15 protein-coding genes are annotated in these 15,138 nt (G+C 37.6%); 8 read left to right on the top strand and 7 right to left on the bottom strand.

What is annotated here, in order from left to right; all coding sequences use genetic code 11:
• Positions 1–52 precede the first annotated feature (52 nt).
• Together F7732_RS15550 and F7732_RS15545 are read left to right on the top strand one after the other, a co-directional pair.
• Entirely contained in the window at positions 53–1,051 is a 999-nt protein-coding gene (locus F7732_RS15550; protein ID WP_151574932.1) for a macro domain-containing protein, read from the top strand.
• A gap of 77 nt (positions 1,052–1,128) precedes the next feature.
• Positions 1,129–1,770, top strand: a complete 642-nt coding sequence (locus tag F7732_RS15545) for a vWA domain-containing protein (protein ID WP_151574931.1) — start codon at positions 1,129–1,131, stop codon at positions 1,768–1,770.
• A 438-nt stretch (positions 1,771–2,208) separates the two neighbouring features.
• Here the strand turns inward: F7732_RS15545 and F7732_RS15540 are convergent, their stop codons facing one another.
• The gene (locus F7732_RS15540) at positions 2,209–3,051 is read right to left on the bottom strand and encodes a methyl-accepting chemotaxis protein (protein WP_151574930.1); all 843 of its coding nucleotides are present in this window, start codon (positions 3,049–3,051) and stop codon (positions 2,209–2,211) included.
• Positions 3,052–3,489: 438 nt separating this feature from the next.
• Between F7732_RS15540 and F7732_RS15535 the strand changes: the two genes are divergently transcribed.
• A complete protein-coding gene (locus F7732_RS15535) occupies positions 3,490–4,140 on the top strand; it encodes a YdeI/OmpD-associated family protein (protein ID WP_151574929.1) in 651 nt (216 codons plus the stop codon).
• A gap of 48 nt (positions 4,141–4,188) precedes the next feature.
• Here F7732_RS15535 and F7732_RS15530 read toward each other — a convergent pair whose 3' ends face one another.
• Together F7732_RS15530 and F7732_RS15525 are read right to left on the bottom strand one after the other, a co-directional pair.
• Positions 4,189–5,385 carry a DUF2812 domain-containing protein gene (locus tag F7732_RS15530; protein WP_151574928.1) on the bottom strand — a complete coding sequence of 399 codons (1,197 nt, stop codon included), beginning with the start codon at positions 5,383–5,385 and terminating at the stop codon, positions 4,189–4,191.
• Positions 5,378–5,698, bottom strand: coding sequence for a PadR family transcriptional regulator (locus F7732_RS15525; RefSeq protein ID WP_151574927.1), 321 nt, complete (start codon positions 5,696–5,698; stop codon positions 5,378–5,380). The genes F7732_RS15530 and F7732_RS15525 overlap by 8 nt, the downstream gene beginning before the upstream one ends.
• A gap of 291 nt (positions 5,699–5,989) precedes the next feature.
• Between F7732_RS15525 and F7732_RS15520 the strand changes: the two genes are divergently transcribed.
• Entirely contained in the window at positions 5,990–6,751 is a 762-nt protein-coding gene (locus F7732_RS15520; RefSeq protein WP_151574926.1) for an ABC transporter ATP-binding protein, read from the top strand.
• Positions 6,748–8,670 (top strand): FtsX-like permease family protein, encoded by a 1,923-nt coding sequence (locus tag F7732_RS15515; RefSeq protein ID WP_151574925.1) that lies wholly within the window; start codon positions 6,748–6,750, stop codon positions 8,668–8,670. Before F7732_RS15520 ends, F7732_RS15515 begins: the two co-directional genes overlap by 4 nt.
• 150 nt (positions 8,671–8,820) lie before the next feature.
• Here F7732_RS15515 and F7732_RS15510 read toward each other — a convergent pair whose 3' ends face one another.
• Complete coding sequence (locus F7732_RS15510) at positions 8,821–9,312, bottom strand: pyridoxamine 5'-phosphate oxidase family protein (protein ID WP_151574924.1); 492 nt, start codon at positions 9,310–9,312, stop codon at positions 8,821–8,823.
• A gap of 132 nt (positions 9,313–9,444) precedes the next feature.
• Here F7732_RS15510 and F7732_RS15505 point away from each other — a divergent pair, with 132 nt between their 5' ends.
• Together F7732_RS15505 and F7732_RS15500 are read left to right on the top strand one after the other, a co-directional pair.
• The gene (locus F7732_RS15505) at positions 9,445–9,915 is read left to right on the top strand and encodes an NUDIX hydrolase (protein ID WP_151574923.1); all 471 of its coding nucleotides are present in this window, start codon (positions 9,445–9,447) and stop codon (positions 9,913–9,915) included.
• 28 nt (positions 9,916–9,943) lie between these two features.
• Positions 9,944–10,486 (top strand): NUDIX hydrolase, encoded by a 543-nt coding sequence (locus F7732_RS15500; RefSeq protein ID WP_151574922.1) that lies wholly within the window; start codon positions 9,944–9,946, stop codon positions 10,484–10,486.
• Between the two features lie 64 nt (positions 10,487–10,550).
• Here the strand turns inward: F7732_RS15500 and F7732_RS15495 are convergent, their stop codons facing one another.
• Both F7732_RS15495 and F7732_RS15490 read right to left on the bottom strand, forming a co-directional pair.
• A complete protein-coding gene (locus F7732_RS15495) occupies positions 10,551–11,549 on the bottom strand; it encodes a DUF3231 family protein (RefSeq protein ID WP_151574921.1) in 999 nt (332 codons plus the stop codon).
• 78 nt (positions 11,550–11,627) lie between these two features.
• The gene (locus F7732_RS15490; RefSeq protein WP_192913045.1) at positions 11,628–12,341 is read right to left on the bottom strand and encodes a hypothetical protein; all 714 of its coding nucleotides are present in this window, start codon (positions 12,339–12,341) and stop codon (positions 11,628–11,630) included.
• Between the two features lie 256 nt (positions 12,342–12,597).
• Between F7732_RS15490 and F7732_RS15485 the strand changes: the two genes are divergently transcribed.
• On the top strand, positions 12,598–13,068 hold the full coding sequence (locus tag F7732_RS15485; protein WP_240056650.1) for a hypothetical protein: 471 nt from the start codon (positions 12,598–12,600) through the stop codon (positions 13,066–13,068).
• Positions 13,069–13,208: 140 nt separating this feature from the next.
• Here the strand turns inward: F7732_RS15485 and F7732_RS15480 are convergent, their stop codons facing one another.
• Positions 13,209–14,921 carry a methyl-accepting chemotaxis protein gene (locus F7732_RS15480; RefSeq protein WP_151574919.1) on the bottom strand — a complete coding sequence of 571 codons (1,713 nt, stop codon included), beginning with the start codon at positions 14,919–14,921 and terminating at the stop codon, positions 13,209–13,211.
• Positions 14,922–15,138: the final 217 nt, after the last annotated feature.

Raw genomic sequence — 15,138 nt, 5'->3', positions numbered from 1 at the left:
TGTCGCACAGCAGAGTCGATGCTATGCTTTTAGTAAAAAAGGAGTTTCATTTATGCCTTTGGAAATCGTTCGCCAGGATCTTACAGTCATGAAGGTTGATGCCATCGTCAATGCCGCCAATACAAAATTGCAAATGGGCGGAGGAGTTTGCGGTGCCATATTTCAAGCAGCCGGTGTTGAGGAGCTAACAGAAGCTTGCGGCAAAATCGGGGGATGTGCAGTCGGTGAAGCCGTGATAACAGATGGATTTAAGCTGCCTTCCAAATATATTATCCATACACCTGGTCCCATTTGGAAGGGCGGTACACAGCAGGAAGCAAATTTGCTGCGGAATTCTTATAAGCATTCATTAGAACTGGCACATACATATCAATGTGAGTCCATTGCATTTCCACTGATTTCAACAGGAATATACGGATTTCCTAAAGAAGAGGCTCTGCAAATTGCCATTTCGGCCATCAGCACCTTTTTAATGCAGCATGAAATGCATGTTTATTTAGTTGTTTTTGATCAGCAAACGTTTGGTCTGAGCCAGAAGCTATTTCATTCCATTCAGGAATATATTGATGAGCACTATGTGGAGGAAGCCAGTGCTTTATATGGTCGGGGCAGAGAGGCACGTTTTGTAACGGAACAACTTAGAGAGCATGAATATGTTAAGAAAAGTGAAGATATTGAAGAAAGCAGTTTAATGAAATTAATGGATGAACTCGATGAATCGTTTTCGGCACGCCTGCTTCGCCTCATTGACGAAAGAGAAATGAGCGATGTGGAGGCTTATAAAAGAGCGAATATAGATCGCCGTCTGTTTTCAAAAATTCGCAAGGAAGAGAGCTATAATCCGAAAAAGAAAACTGCTATCGCCTTTGCGATCGCTCTGGAGCTGGATGAAGATGAAACAAATGAACTGCTGTCAGCGGCAGGCTATACATTGTCGCACAGCAGTAAATTTGATGTGATCGTAAAATTCTTTATTACTCAGCAGAAGTATGATATCCATGAAATCAATGAAGCATTATTTCGGTTTGATCAGCCATTGCTTGGAGCTTAGAAAATGTCGCTTTTGAAGCGACCAATGTTTTTTGAAAACTTGATATCCTTCCATTATAGATAAGGAGGGTATTAAACATGAAAAACAAAGTAACTGAAGTAGTATTTATTTTAGACAAAAGCGGATCAATGGCCGGGCTCGAGGCAGACACGATTGGCGGCTATAATTCTATGCTGAAAAAGCAGAAAAAAGCTGAAGGAGTGGCGTTTGTAACCACCGTTTTATTCAACCATGGGTATGAATTATTACATGACCGCATTTCTGTAAAAGAAATAAAAGCTCTAACTGAAAGCGATTATGAAGTAAGCGGGACGACCGCTTTAATTGACGCTATCGGATTTTCGATTCAAAAAACCGTTCAAGAGCAGAAAAAGAAGAAGCGTGCAGAACACGTCCTGTTTGTCATTACCACGGATGGAATGGAGAATGCCAGCCGGGAATTCACCTCTGAACAAGTGAAAAAAATGATTCAGCATCAGAAAGAAAAATATGACTGGACCTTTATGTTCCTCGGTGCCAATATTGATGCAGTTGAAACAGCTGGGCGCTTTGGCATTGATAAAGAGTTTGCCGTGGATTACCATGCAGATGGTGAAGGTACAAAACTAAATTATGAAATCCTGAGTGAGGCGGTTTTAAGCGTCCGGTACGGTAAAGGGATTGACCCTGCCTGGAAAGAGGGAATTGAACGGGATTTTACTAAGCGGAATAAACGATAATAGGCTGTAAGGTGTCCTGAATCTTAAGTGATTTAGGGCATTTTTAAAAGATTAGGTTGTTTAGTTAGAACCAACCTTTTAATCTACTAAACATTCAAACACATATTAACATGTCATTTGATTAAAAAAATGCTTGGGACATAGTGTCGCCTCCAAGCATCACGGTTATTATCTGCCATTGAAGTTCGTGCTATAAACGGAAGAATTCCGCTTATTTTGGAAAACGGCTATATTCCTCGCAAAATAAGAGGAGTTTTTCCACTTAAATGACAAAATCATTTAAATTTAGGTGCGTATTTGAAGTTAACCGGAATTTCTCCCTTTATTTTTGCTGTTTGAGGCTTTTTTTCATTCATAACCGGAGTTTCTCCCCTTATGAATGAAGGCTTATACCGAGGAGAAAACGGCAATAGAAGCTAGTTTCATTAACTCTTCCTTTTATAGTTTGGCAGCATATTTGTTCAGTTCCTTGCTCATCTTTTCAATTTCATTCATGTATGTTGAAATCTGCTGGGTGGAGAGCGCCTGATTTTTTCCGACGGTTACCACCTTATCAATAGAGGCAGCCATTTCTTTCATTGACTCCTGCAGGCTGATTAACGTCTGCCGAATTTTTTCGGTGGAGACAACAGTTTCACTTGAAAGCTTGCGAATCTCTTGTGCCACAATATTAAATCCTCTTCCCATATCACCTGCTCGTGCCGCTTCAATGGAAGCATTTAATCCTAATAGATTTGTTTGGTCAGCAATTTTCTTAATAAGTTTTGTCACTTCGTCTGTTTTCTTCATCTCTCCTGCAGCCTGAATGGATTGCTCTAATAGCTGATTACTGATTGAGGCAAGTCCTTCTGCACCTTTTTCCACATTGGTTACGCTATCATTCGTATGTATTATTGAAGAAACAATTTGATCGGAAATACGGATGAGTTCCCGTTCGTTTTGCTCTTGGAGTTGGATTGCAATGGCTCCGATTACTTTTCCATTCATCATGATGGGGTTTGCTAATCCTGTAAAAGAAATGCCGAAAAACTCAGCAGGAACTTCTTCTTTAATGACTTTGTTATTTTTAATGCAATCAGCAAGCGGTTCTTCAGGATTGATTTTATGTCCTGGCTTCACACCAAGATTGATTTTCTGACTTGGATAGTAAACGAGCCATTCTTCTCTATTGGTGATCCCAACAGCCATATTTGGTAACATCGAGGTGATAACCGACATGACGTTTATGTATTGATTCAAAATTTCTTGTGCTAACTTTTCTTCTTCAAGGGATAACTGCATGGATTTATTTCCTCTCTTTGTAAGTGAATTTTATATAACATTTGCACTATTAATAATATAGTAATTAGGTATAATTAACTACTTATGTTAGTCGAAAAAGAGAAAAAAATCTTTTCGTCTGGTGTATTAGGGAGTGTTATAACTTAAAACACATTCGTTAATAGTGTGTGTTTATGAAAAGGTAAGCGGACACTATTCTCTCAATAAATGCATCCGAACATAGTGCTATTGAGTTATACATACGGAGTACTGTATAATCTTTAGCATAGAAGAGTTCGGGGAGAATTGTGCCCGTCAGCGGGAGAAAAGAGAGCTGGCGGGAACTAAAGAGCAGGTTAAGTGCCCATCAGGCAGCTAAAAGAGAGCCGGTGGGAACATTAGCGCCAACATCCTTACCTGTCAGTAACTACATAATTGTCTAAAAGGAGTAATATCATAATGTCAATCATTGATAAATTAAACCTAACTAAATACAACAATCTAGCGGTGCAAAGTCAGCCAGAAGACTACGATTTATTTAATGGCTATAAGACTGAGCTGTCCGGAGATCATGATGCAATTTTTATTTTTATTGAGAATATCAATCAAATGGTTGAGCATACGAAACGCATAATTCAAGAGGAGCAATTAGTTGAAAAAGGGTATTTGTTTTTTGCTTATCCGAAAAAAGGGAATAAGCGGTTTGATACGCACATACATCGAGATGAGATCTTTCCGGCTATGAAGGTGGACGAAGATGGTTATGTTGATGGAAGTGATATCAAATTTGCACGGATGGTGAGCATGGATGATGTCTTCACGGTGATAGGTTTGAAGCGTGAAAAGAAAAAAGCTAAAAAATCCTCCGCATCAAGCCAATGTGTAGCGGATTATGAGGATCAGATACCAGATGTAGAAAAACTGTTAACCGATCATCCTGAAGAGTTAGATTTTTATCAGTCGTTAACGCCGGGTTATAAAAGGGATTGGGCACGTTATATCTTTTCAGCAAAACAGCAGAAAACGCGTGACAGCCGACAGGCACAAATGGTCGAGATCTTATCTAAAGGATTTAAGACGGTTGATTTGTACAGGCAGGGCAAGAAATAATAGAAGAAAAAAGCTCACAGACCTTGATTCTGTAAGCTTTTTTAGTTTCTATTCGGAAATCAATTTAATCTTTTCAACAGTGTTTTCAATCAATACAGCTGTATTTGCATTGCCATAATAAGCAGCATACATAACCGCATTATCTTTATGTGCAAATACTATTTTTGTTTTAAATTCTTCATAAGTAATTAAAATGTCTAATTCGGGATGCTCGGTTCTGATAAAATCGTTTTTGTTTGCACGAAAGTGATTTTTTTTGATTAAATCTGAAATCAAATCTTCTGCCAAAGAAGGAAACTGCAGTTGATATACTTCTGTATCTAGAGAAGATGAGTATTCTTCACCATACTTCTGTATTTCACCCGGAATTAATCCGTGCTCAGAAGTTTCATATTGTAAGGGGGCAATAGGGCTCCAATTAAAAGAATATCGGTTCCCCCAATCAACACCGTCACTAAAATAGGTGGGCTCTTCTGGAATGTAATCTGGACTATTCTCAATATCTGCTAATCTGACAATCGGTAAGTCCGGGCTGGTTTCTGGCAACGTTTGAGTATCTGTTTTTACGAGCTGTATAAATGGAACAGAGGCAGCCAATGCAGCAATGATTGTATACAGCAATCCAATGATATGCTGATTTCGAAATCGTTTTTTCCAGGGTGCATGATGATCTATTGGTTTTCCTTCGATTAAATTTCTGCGCAGTTTGCGAATAGAGATTGCTGCTTGGAGTGTAACGTAAGTTGAATAAAGTAAGACGATCGTTAAGATCAATTGATTGATAGTGGTTGCTTCGACAAAAGCTAAAGTTGGCGTTTCTTCAGGAATCCAAATAGCAGCCTGCAATCCGATAAGTACTAGCATGCTTGTAATCATAATGATTGTATTAAAGGTAAACTTGTTGTCCAATGCTTCAAGCGTAAAAGCCTGCTCGGCCGGATCGGTATGCAGTTCTGATGCCTGCAGTTCTTCAGGGGATGAAAAGACATGAAATAAATTATAGCTCGTTACATATTCCCAGCCGCTTTCTGCATACATTTGTTTTTGTTCAGGAGTTATCCCGTCTCCCGAATTCACTTCAATCCGGTAGCGCATTTTCTTTGGTTCCCCTTTAACAAACTTGGCAAAAGGAATTCCCATCTTTTTAAGAAAAAGACCCTGGGCAGCCATATCTGCAAACCAGCTTTCATGTTCTCCAATTCTCCAATTGTCACTGGGACGCAGTTTGTAAATGGTTTTAGCCATTTTCATCACCATCCTCTAAAATCCTGCTATCTTCAATCACCGCTTTTAAACGGTTATGCTCCAGCCGAAGTGCTGTTTCTCCTTCTGATGTTATTTCATACGTTTTTCTTCTTTTGTCCTCTTCAGTCAGAGAAATGAGCCCATCTTTTTGCATCCTTGAGAGGACACCGTAAAGAGTGCCAGGACCCATGTTTACTCTGCCATTGGACACTTCTGCAATCGAATGCATGAGCTGATATCCATGATTGGGACGCATTAACGCCAGAAGAACATAATACATCGCTTCTGTCATCGGGCCGCCATTATAGGCCATTTCAATCATCCTTTTAAAGTTATTATGTTACACGTTATATCGTCTAACATAATAGTGAAGGAAGTTTTATCCAGTGTCAACAGTTATTGGATAAATTTAGGTTTGGAACATGGGGAAGTGATCGACAAAATTCGAGGAATTTCGGGGCGTCACTGTGACGCCATAAGAACTTCGTAAGATTTAAAGCAGAAAAAAAGAATAATTTTGTTATGTATTCCAAATAATGATTGACTTTGTTTTCAGTATGATAAAGGCACTGAGACAAAGGTTTTTTATTTGGAGGGATATGTAATGGGAATTTTGAAGGTTCAAAGTGTAAAAAAGGTATATCAATCTCGGAGAGGGGCAAAGGTAGAGGCACTTTCTGATATTAGTTTTACTGTGAATAAGGGCGAGTATATTGCCATAATGGGAGAGTCTGGTTCCGGGAAGTCAACGCTGCTGAATATTTTAGCATCTTTGGATGAAGTGACAGCTGGTGAGGTGCTGCTGGAAGGGATGAGTTACAAGGAAATCCCAAATGAGAAATTGGCTGCATTCAGGAGAGAGCATTTAGGATTTGTGTTTCAGGACTTTAACTTGTTAGATCAATTCACTTTGAAGGATAATATTTTCCTGCCGCTCGTAATGGCTAATCTTCGTGTAAAAGAAATGAATGCAAAGATTAAGCATTTGGGTGTTGCATTGGAGATTGAACATATTTTAGATAAATATCCTTACGAAGTTTCTGGAGGTCAGCAGCAGAGAGCTGCTGTTGCCAGAGCGTTAATCACATCACCAAGCCTGATTCTAGCAGATGAACCGACTGGTGCTCTTGATTCCCGTTCAGCACAGGAGTTATTGGACTTATTTGCAGCATTTCATCAAGCTGGTCAAACTATTATTATGGTCACACATAGTGTGTATGCCGCAAGTAAAGCAAGCCGGGTGTTATTTATTAAAGATGGAAAAATCAATAATGAAATTCAAAAAACGAATATGAATCAAGATATAACTCAGCAGGTTTTTGATATGCAGTCAGCAGCAGTTGCAAAAAGGAGAACTAGCTTATGAATAAGAAATTATATAGTAAATTAGCGCTGACAAATCTTAAAAAGAATAGCTTAATGTTGCTGCCATATATCATTACTTGCATTGTTACAATTGCATTATTTTATACAATGAACAGCTTGGTGAATGATACAGCTTTGAAGAACATTCCAGGAGGAAATTTTACGATCGATGTAATGAAGTTTGGCAGCTTATTGTTTACAAATCTTTCTCTGTTTTTTCTTCTATATGCGAATAGCTTTATTTTTAAGAGAAGAAAAAAGGAATTCGGTCTTTATCATTTGCTGGGAATGGAAAAAAAGCATGTTAGAAAATTATTGAGGATAGAAAATTTCCTGATTGCCCTGATGACTACTATAGGCGGCTTAACCATTGGTTTAATACTTAATCAAGTTGTAGGCATAGCAATGTCTATTACGATGAATGTGCCATTAACGTTAAAGATCTTTTCTATAATGGCTATTCTAAAGACATTGGTCACCTTCAGCATTATTTTCATTATTATTTACTTGTATAATTTAAAACAGTTGAACTCTGTTCGTATTACAGAATTAATGAAAGGTGGACAAATAGGGGAGAGAGAGCCAAAGGCGAAGTATGTGCTTGCTGTTCTGGGCGGCATTCTTTTGATCTCCGGATATCTTTTATCATTTATGGTTAGTGATCCCATACTGGATTTAAATGCGATAATCGCAGCGATCGTGTTTGTGGTTGCCGCAACTTACTTGTTATTTACTGCCGTTAGCATTGTACTGCTTAAAATGCTGCAAAAAAATGAAAGCTTCTATTATAACAAAGATCATTTTACACTCATATCAACTATGCTTTATCGGATGAAACAAAATGCAGTTGGCTTATCGAATATAGCTGTATTAAGCACAGCAACCATGATTGTTATGACAACCACGGTATCTTTATATTTAGGTGTCAATACGATGGTGAATAATACATTCCAGTTCGATGTGTCTATTACAAATGCAGCAGAGAATGTTGCAGAACAGCAGCAGCTGCAAACATTTATAGACAATCATAAAGAGAGATATGACGTTGAGATAACATCACTTTCATCTTACCGGGGCGGACAGTTTGCCGCAGATTTAACAGGAGATGGGAAGGAGGAATTCTTCCGTCTACTTCCCCTAGAAGATTTTAACTCGTTAACAAACGAAAACATATCGTTAGCTTCAGATGAAGTCCTGCTCTTAAAAGGTCAAGAAACTGCAGATTTACAAAGCATCACGTTAAATGATCAATCATTCAACGTAAAGGATACGGTGGAAGAACTGCCAATTGATACTTCCTTGGCGAAAAGTATAGAAGGTAATTGGGTTTATGTCGTTGCAGCGTTAACAGGTGAATTTGTGCAATCAGCAGATTTAGAAAATTCATTGATGATGTATCAAGACATTAACTTACAAGGAGAGTCAGATTCTGTAAATGAATTTTCTCATGCTATCGCAGATGAAGCCGAAACGATAGGTAATGTATATATAGAAGCAAAGTCAATTTATAGGGAAACAGTGTTAGGCACCTTTGGCGGATTGTTGTTTTTAGGTATTTTTATTAGTGTTGTTTTGTTTGCGGAAACTGCTTTAATGATCTATTTTAAGCAAATTTCCGAAGGGCATGATGATCGCCATCGTTTTACTATTATGAGGAAAGTTGGAATAGGTGATAAGGAAATTACTCAAACAATTAGAAGGCAAACTCTCATCATGTTTTTGGCTCCGCTAACAGTAGCCATCATCCATTTAGCGGCAATAATGCCTCTCGTGATGAAAATCATTGGAACCACCGCAGCGATGGATCATACACTTGTTGTGCTGGGAAGCGCACTTTTTGCAGCTTTCCTGTTTACTATTGTATATGGTGTAATATTTCGATTTACCGAGAAAAACTATCAGAGAATTATCATCCGTTAATGTTGAACACTGAAAAAAAGGTTGTTTTAATGAAGTTTTAGTTGCAGAAAAGAGAGTAAGAAAACTGGCAATGCTGCAAGTTTTATAATACTTATGAAGAATGAGGTTAAACGGAAAATGGATTGTCCAATTAGACAATCCATTTTGCTGCTAGTTATTATTCAATTCAATTGTTTCATTCACATCTGTGGATCGGGAACTTTGTCCTGTCATACGCTTATAAAGGAAAGCCACCTTTTTAGTGAAATTCCCGGTTTCCCAATATTCGGCTGCTTCTGCTTTTACTTTGATCAAGACAACGTTCGGATCATCGTAAGAAGTTTGCATAATCTTTTCTAGTGCTTTGTTCCACAGTTCTTTTTTCTTGTTTAAATCCTGAACGATTTCGGCTCTTCCGCGAACTGAAACATATGATTTGCCGGCATATGCCACATTCACATCTTGATCATGCATGATTTCTTCATATTTATCAGTCTCTTTTTTTGTGAAAAACCACAAGTCACCATCAAACTCAACTTCCTGTGTTTTCATCGGGCGTGAGACAAGACCATCTTCAGATACCGTTGTCAGCATAGCCGTATCGACGTCTTTGATTAATTCTCTTAACGTTTCCAATTCTTCTTGTTTTAACATGTTGAACATCTCCTTCACTACTTTATTCTCTATAGAGGTAAACTACCCTTTACACAAACTTTTATGCATAAATGGAAGATGATAAAAGGAACTCACTGAAAAGAAGAGAAGTAATAACCATTAAGTTTTTAGGAGGAGAATATGGGATATATTTCTGAGCTGCGGAAACAGATAGGCAGCAGGCCGATAATCAGCGTGGGTGCAACTATAAGTGTGATGAATCAAAATAATGAAGTACTTTTTCAGCATCGTTCAGATACGTTGGATTGGGGTTTGCCAGGCGGCTCCATGGAACTGGGTGAGACCTTAGAGGAAGTTGCTTTGCGTGAGTTAGCAGAAGAAACAGGATTAAATGCCAATAAGCTTAAATTGATAGGTGTCTTTTCTGGTCCCCGTTATTATTATCAATATCCAAATGGAGATGAAACCTATAATGTCATTAGTTTATTTCATGCCCAACATGTGACTGGAAGGTTGGTTATGAATGATGGAGAAAGCCTGGATTTGAAGTTTATTGGCAGAGATCAACTTCCGAATAAGATTGAAAAAAGAGCATGGGAACTGATGAATCAGATGGGCGACGCATTTTGGGAGTTAGGAGGTTCTTTTTAAGAAATTTAATATGTTCGGGAGGAGAGCGATGAATAAATGGAAAACGCTCAAAACAGAATACATACATAAAAGCCCATTTGGCCATATACGAAAAGATGCATGTCAGCTTCCTAATGGCCACATCATTCATGATTATTATGTTCATGAATATGCAAATTGGGTAAATGCTGTGGTCATTACAAAAGAAAAGCAGCTGGTGATGGTTGAACAGTACCGTTATGCTGGAGAGGGTTTTTTTCTGGAAGTGCCTGCAGGGAAAATAGAAGCACATGAAACTGACGAGGAAGGGATCATAAGGGAAGTGCAGGAAGAGACCGGTTTTACTTCACTGCGCCAGCCCATCTTATTGGGAGAATTTATGGTGAATCCAGCTATTCAGAATAATAAAATTAAAACATTTCTCCTTTTAGAAGCCTGCAGAACCTCAGAGCAAAAACTTGATGATACAGAGGAGATGAGTGTTCAACTAATTGACTTTGATCAATTTGAAGAGATGATTGTGTCAAATACCATTCAAACACAGTTATTTACTGCACATGCTTATTACATGGCAAAAAGTTATCTTAAATAGCATTATCTTTAATCATAAAGCACAAAAAAATACCCTATCTACCAGAAAGGGCTGGTAGTTAGGGTTATCTGGAAATTTCTTTTCTGTTCGGTGCAAGCGGAGGCTGTTCTAGCCATTTGTTTTTAACCATAATGTCAAACCAGTTTTTTGTAACTAAAAGATTTTGTAATATAGTTGATTCATATGTGGCGATTAGGTCGGTTCTCATGGATGATGCCAGACCTGCACCATGGTAGTTTTGTGCTGCCTGAAATAAAAATCCCGTATGATACATAATTAATTTATCTGAAAAGGGAGATTCGGTTGACTGAGTCACTTCCGTTTCCAAAGATTTTGGAACAGGCAGATTATCACCCTGCAGTATTTTGGCAAGTGTTTTTATTTGTCCATCAGCTGTTTTCTCAGAGCTTCTTAGGAATTTTTTCACTTCTTTTGAATGTGCAATTTGACTAAAGGCTATAGAAAGCGTTTTTGCCATTATGCTTTTTTTAAGGTTTAGTGAAATGCTGATAATCTCAATGGCGGAAAGAGTTCTGCCTTTACCAAAAAAACCATCTTTAAAATCTTTGCTGGAGATAAAGGTTGGCTGATCATAAGTGTAATATAGCGGGTCTCGCTGAAAAAGCCCTTTTTCAAGTAAAAGATCAATGGTTTTATGATACATTTCTTTAGCAGCATCATCACAGGAATCATAAAAAAGTCTTAAGTCTTTTCTGACTGAGACACCTAAAGAAGTGCTATGCCCTAATAAACCGTGCAGGGTCATAATGTTCAAGTAATTCAAGCAGAATGCATCTGAAAATAATCGTTGTTTTCCTAAGAATAAATCGGATTCATTAAATCCGATAGGAACGGGGAAACCTTCTTTCTCGAAAAAAGACTTAATTTGTTCCTTCTGTTTCTCGAATGTTTGGATCGCTTCATGAAAAATCGTCTTAATCGCTTCATCCTCAATAGTAGAGTACATATACTTATTTACTAGGTCTGTTGCTGTTCCATTTATGTACTCTCCCCACAATGAGCCGATTTCGGAGGATGTAAGCTTCATTTTTTCCATATCCATATATTCACCTCTCCGATAATATTTCCTTATGATGAAAAAATATAATCTTAGCAGAGAGTTTATTTTCAGCCGAATTTCTTAAACTAAGAGCAGTGCTGTATATCCAACAACACCTAAAAAGAAGGCAGCAAAGCTGCTTTTCCTTTCTTCAGGGAGCTCCTCTTTTAATACATTTAGCACAATGCCGCCAGCCAAAAATGCGGTAAGCAGGGAGATATAGACTTCTTCCAATTTTACAAAGGCGCCAACGGTCCAGCCGATCAAAATAGCGGCGGTTAATCCCCAGCGTCCATAATGGTCATAGATGTCCTGGTGATCTTTGCGCAAACTATGGTCATTCGTTACGAAATGCACAGCCAGGGCCAAAAAGTAAAAAAACATTCCCCACAGACTTTCGAATTCTTCTCTGACCAATAAGTATCCAATCAATGAATTGTATAAGAAAAAGGAAGTGATATGAATCCAAAATACACCTGGGCTTGTTTTGTCGTTTTGGCTCGACTTAGAGTTTTTAACCATTTTTTCAAGTCCGTAAAATAAGGCGAGTCCCAGTAATGCAATAATGTAGGCATGATTCTCAAGAAAACGAAACAATCCTGGACGTGCGGCTTCTTCAAGAACCTGCTGGTGCTTGCTTAAGTCCGGCAGAAGATGAATAAACACATAAGCAACAGCAACTCCGCCAGCGGCCGAAAGAAAACGGCTTCTTGGAATGGCTTTAATAAACCTCATATACTTTGAAAAATAGTGAATCAGCGTAAAGCCTAGTGCAAAAATAAAGCTAAGCATCATTTCCAAAAGAAGGACCTCCTTTGTTTGGTGCATTATATGTGCATTTCACTTAATAAGAGGAATTTAAACAAAGAAGAAGCAACTAACTGTTCCCCAGCTGCATCTTGGAATTTAACTGCATACAGTAGGGGTGCTGTTATAAGCTCATATAAAAGAAGATTACTGAACTACGGCTGCTGAATAATACATATCTTCCTTGAGGCTGGTTATTTTAATAATAGAATTGAATCAAGCTTTGGATAAGGAATGATTAAATGTGAAGAGGAAAGATCAGCTTTTTTTAAATGTAAGTATGGTTGTGGTGTCATGGATTATTATCTTTTTTTTTGGTAAGTTAAGCATAAAAAAGTATTTGCCAGCCTCTGTTCTTATTTTATTGGTAGAAAAGCTTCATGCTGCACATGGAAAAAAGAATAAATGGTGGATTTTTTACAACAAACCGAAATCATATCTCTATGGAGAATTCCCTTATCAGATTGGCCCATTTTTAATGCTGGCTCTATGGACATTGAAAAAAACATATGGAGATTTTAAACCTTTTATTTTACTCAACGCCGCTATAAGTGCTTTCTTTTCTTTTCCCCTTACGTATATGGCAAAACAAATAAAATACTATCGTTTACATCGGGTCAATCATATACAAATGTTTTTTTACTTTTTCTACAAGGCATTCCTATTATATGGTTTTCAATATGTGATTGAACGTGGGTTTTCGAAAGAAGAGTAAAAGTGGCATTTGTTCTCACTGTATAATGAATATAGAAACCAAAATGCTTCCTGGCAGAAGAGAGGATCTTGCTTCTGCCAAGAAGCGTATTTGTGTCGACAAAACCCGAGGATTTTCGGAATGTTCCAGTGACTGCTTAATCAAATTTTAAATTGCTTAATAATTACTTGCAGTTCGTCAGCTAATTTGGCAAGTGCTAGTGAGGATGAAGTGATTTCTTGCATGGATGCAAGTTGTTCTTCAGTGGCAGCTGAGATATTCTGAGTAACCATAGTAGTTTCTTGCGCTACCGAGCTCACATTTTTAATCGAGTTATTTACTGAAATCGTACCACTTGATAGGTTTTTAAGTGATTCTGAAATTTCTTCAATTTGTGTAACCACTCCGTTAACAGCATCTTCAATTTTCTCGAAAGAGCTTCCCGCAATATGAACAACATTAAGACCAGATTGAACTTCTTCAGCAGCTCTCTCCATTGTTTTTAAAGTCACATTCGTATCATTTTGGATTAATTGAATAAGGCCAGCAATTTGTTCAGTAGATCTAGTTGATTCTTCAGCAAGTTTTCTTACTTCATCTGCAACAACAGCAAAGCCCTTTCCATGTTCTCCAGCTCTTGCTGCTTCAATAGCAGCATTTAAAGCTAATAAGTTTGTTTGAGCAGAAATTCCTGTAATTACATTCGTTATCTGACTTATTTCATTTGATCTTGCATCCAGGCTTTCTACTGCCTTAGATAAGCTATTCACATTTTCATAAATAGAATTCATTTGTTCATTCACTTTTTGTATAGCCTGATTTCCTTCATTAGATAGGGTTGATGCATGAAGTACATCTTTCGTAATTTTCTCTGTATGATTCGTAATCGTTTTTGTATGTTCCGTAATATCTTCTATTACTCTAGCACTATTATCAACTGTATCAAGCTGCTTATCCGATCCGATCGCCAGTTCTTGAACAGTCATCGTGATATGCTCGCTTGCATTGCTATTTTGCTCCGCACTTGCACTTAATTGTTCAGAGGCAGACGCAACTTGCTGGGAAGAGTCTTGAACCGTACTAAATACAGCTTTAAGTGTATTTGTCATATTGTTAAAGGAAGCAGAGAGCTCACCAATTTCGTCTTTCGATTCATAGTTTCCTGTAACAGTAAAGTTTCCACTTTCAGCTTCCATCAGTAAGCTTTTAACCTCTTTAACCGGACGGATAATCATGCGGCTGATGATTATACTTAACACTATTAAAATAAGCAGTGCCAAAATCACAATACCTGTGACAAAAAAGAGTACCTCTTGTTTTCTGTCATTATTTTCGTTATTTATTGATTCTGCAATTTGAACATTTGATTTCTGTAATTGTTTTAAAGTTTCATTTAAAGCAGATCTGTTATCTTCAACTGCACCGAGGTATAGCGCGTAAGCCTCTTCATTTTGATTTTCTGCAGCAAGCTCCACTACCAGATTTCTATTCTTGGCAAGTTCTTGTGAAGTTTGTTTGTATTGCTCAATTAAATTTTGCTGTTCCTTCGTTAAATCTGTACTTTCAATTTCAGCAATAAGAGAAGCGGTCTCCTCCCATGCGGATGTGATTTCATTTATTAATTCCTGGTTTCTTTCAGGGTCTTCTGTTACTAAAAGTTCTAATGTATAAGCGTCACTGGCTCTTGCATTTACTCTTATTTGCATAACCATGTTGAGAGGAACTAAGTTATCTTTATACATTACATTTGAACCCTTTGCCATTTCATTAATGTAACTAATTCCTAGGGTTCCAACTGAGCTAAGTCCTAACGCACTTACAATGATAATAATGAGTAATTTCTTGCTGATGCTTAAATTTTTTATGAATTTCAAGTTAAAGGCTCCTCTGCATAAATATTCTCTCCTTATAACTATCGGTTAAAAATATCATATATCGAATTGTAATGATTACCATTTTAAATAAGATTATTGATCGTAATCAGACTTTTCAATTGCCAACAGAAACCATTTATTGGATACTTTTAGGAGTAATTAAATGCAAGTGTGGGGGCAGGAGATCCTTTCAAACTAGTAAATTAAGATGCAGCTG

It is taken from the genome of Bacillus mesophilum (genome assembly GCF_008923265.1).
Classification (GTDB): domain Bacteria; phylum Bacillota; class Bacilli; order Bacillales; family Cytobacillaceae; genus Cytobacillus; species Cytobacillus mesophilum.
Note: the sequence above shows the minus strand (reverse complement) of the source record. Positions and strands in the feature narration are given on the sequence as shown.

Bases quoted from the DNA above. Each gene is read 5' to 3' on its own strand.
- F7732_RS15550 (WP_151574932.1), top strand. From the start codon at position 53: ATGCCTTTGGAAATCGTTCGCCAGGATCTTACAGTCATGAAGGTTGAT.
- F7732_RS15545 (WP_151574931.1), top strand. From the start codon at position 1,129: ATGAAAAACAAAGTAACTGAAGTAGTATTTATTTTAGACAAAAGCGGA.
- F7732_RS15540 (WP_151574930.1), bottom strand. From the start codon at position 3,051: ATGCAGTTATCCCTTGAAGAAGAAAAGTTAGCACAAGAAATTTTGAAT.
- F7732_RS15535 (WP_151574929.1), top strand. From the start codon at position 3,490: ATGTCAATCATTGATAAATTAAACCTAACTAAATACAACAATCTAGCG.
- F7732_RS15530 (WP_151574928.1), bottom strand. From the start codon at position 5,385: ATGGCTAAAACCATTTACAAACTGCGTCCCAGTGACAATTGGAGAATT.
- F7732_RS15525 (WP_151574927.1), bottom strand. From the start codon at position 5,698: ATGGCCTATAATGGCGGCCCGATGACAGAAGCGATGTATTATGTTCTT.
- F7732_RS15520 (WP_151574926.1), top strand. From the start codon at position 5,990: ATGGGAATTTTGAAGGTTCAAAGTGTAAAAAAGGTATATCAATCTCGG.
- F7732_RS15515 (WP_151574925.1), top strand. From the start codon at position 6,748: ATGAATAAGAAATTATATAGTAAATTAGCGCTGACAAATCTTAAAAAG.
- F7732_RS15510 (WP_151574924.1), bottom strand. From the start codon at position 9,312: ATGTTCAACATGTTAAAACAAGAAGAATTGGAAACGTTAAGAGAATTA.
- F7732_RS15505 (WP_151574923.1), top strand. From the start codon at position 9,445: ATGGGATATATTTCTGAGCTGCGGAAACAGATAGGCAGCAGGCCGATA.
- F7732_RS15500 (WP_151574922.1), top strand. From the start codon at position 9,944: ATGAATAAATGGAAAACGCTCAAAACAGAATACATACATAAAAGCCCA.
- F7732_RS15495 (WP_151574921.1), bottom strand. From the start codon at position 11,549: ATGGATATGGAAAAAATGAAGCTTACATCCTCCGAAATCGGCTCATTG.
- F7732_RS15490 (WP_192913045.1), bottom strand. From the start codon at position 12,341: ATGATGCTTAGCTTTATTTTTGCACTAGGCTTTACGCTGATTCACTAT.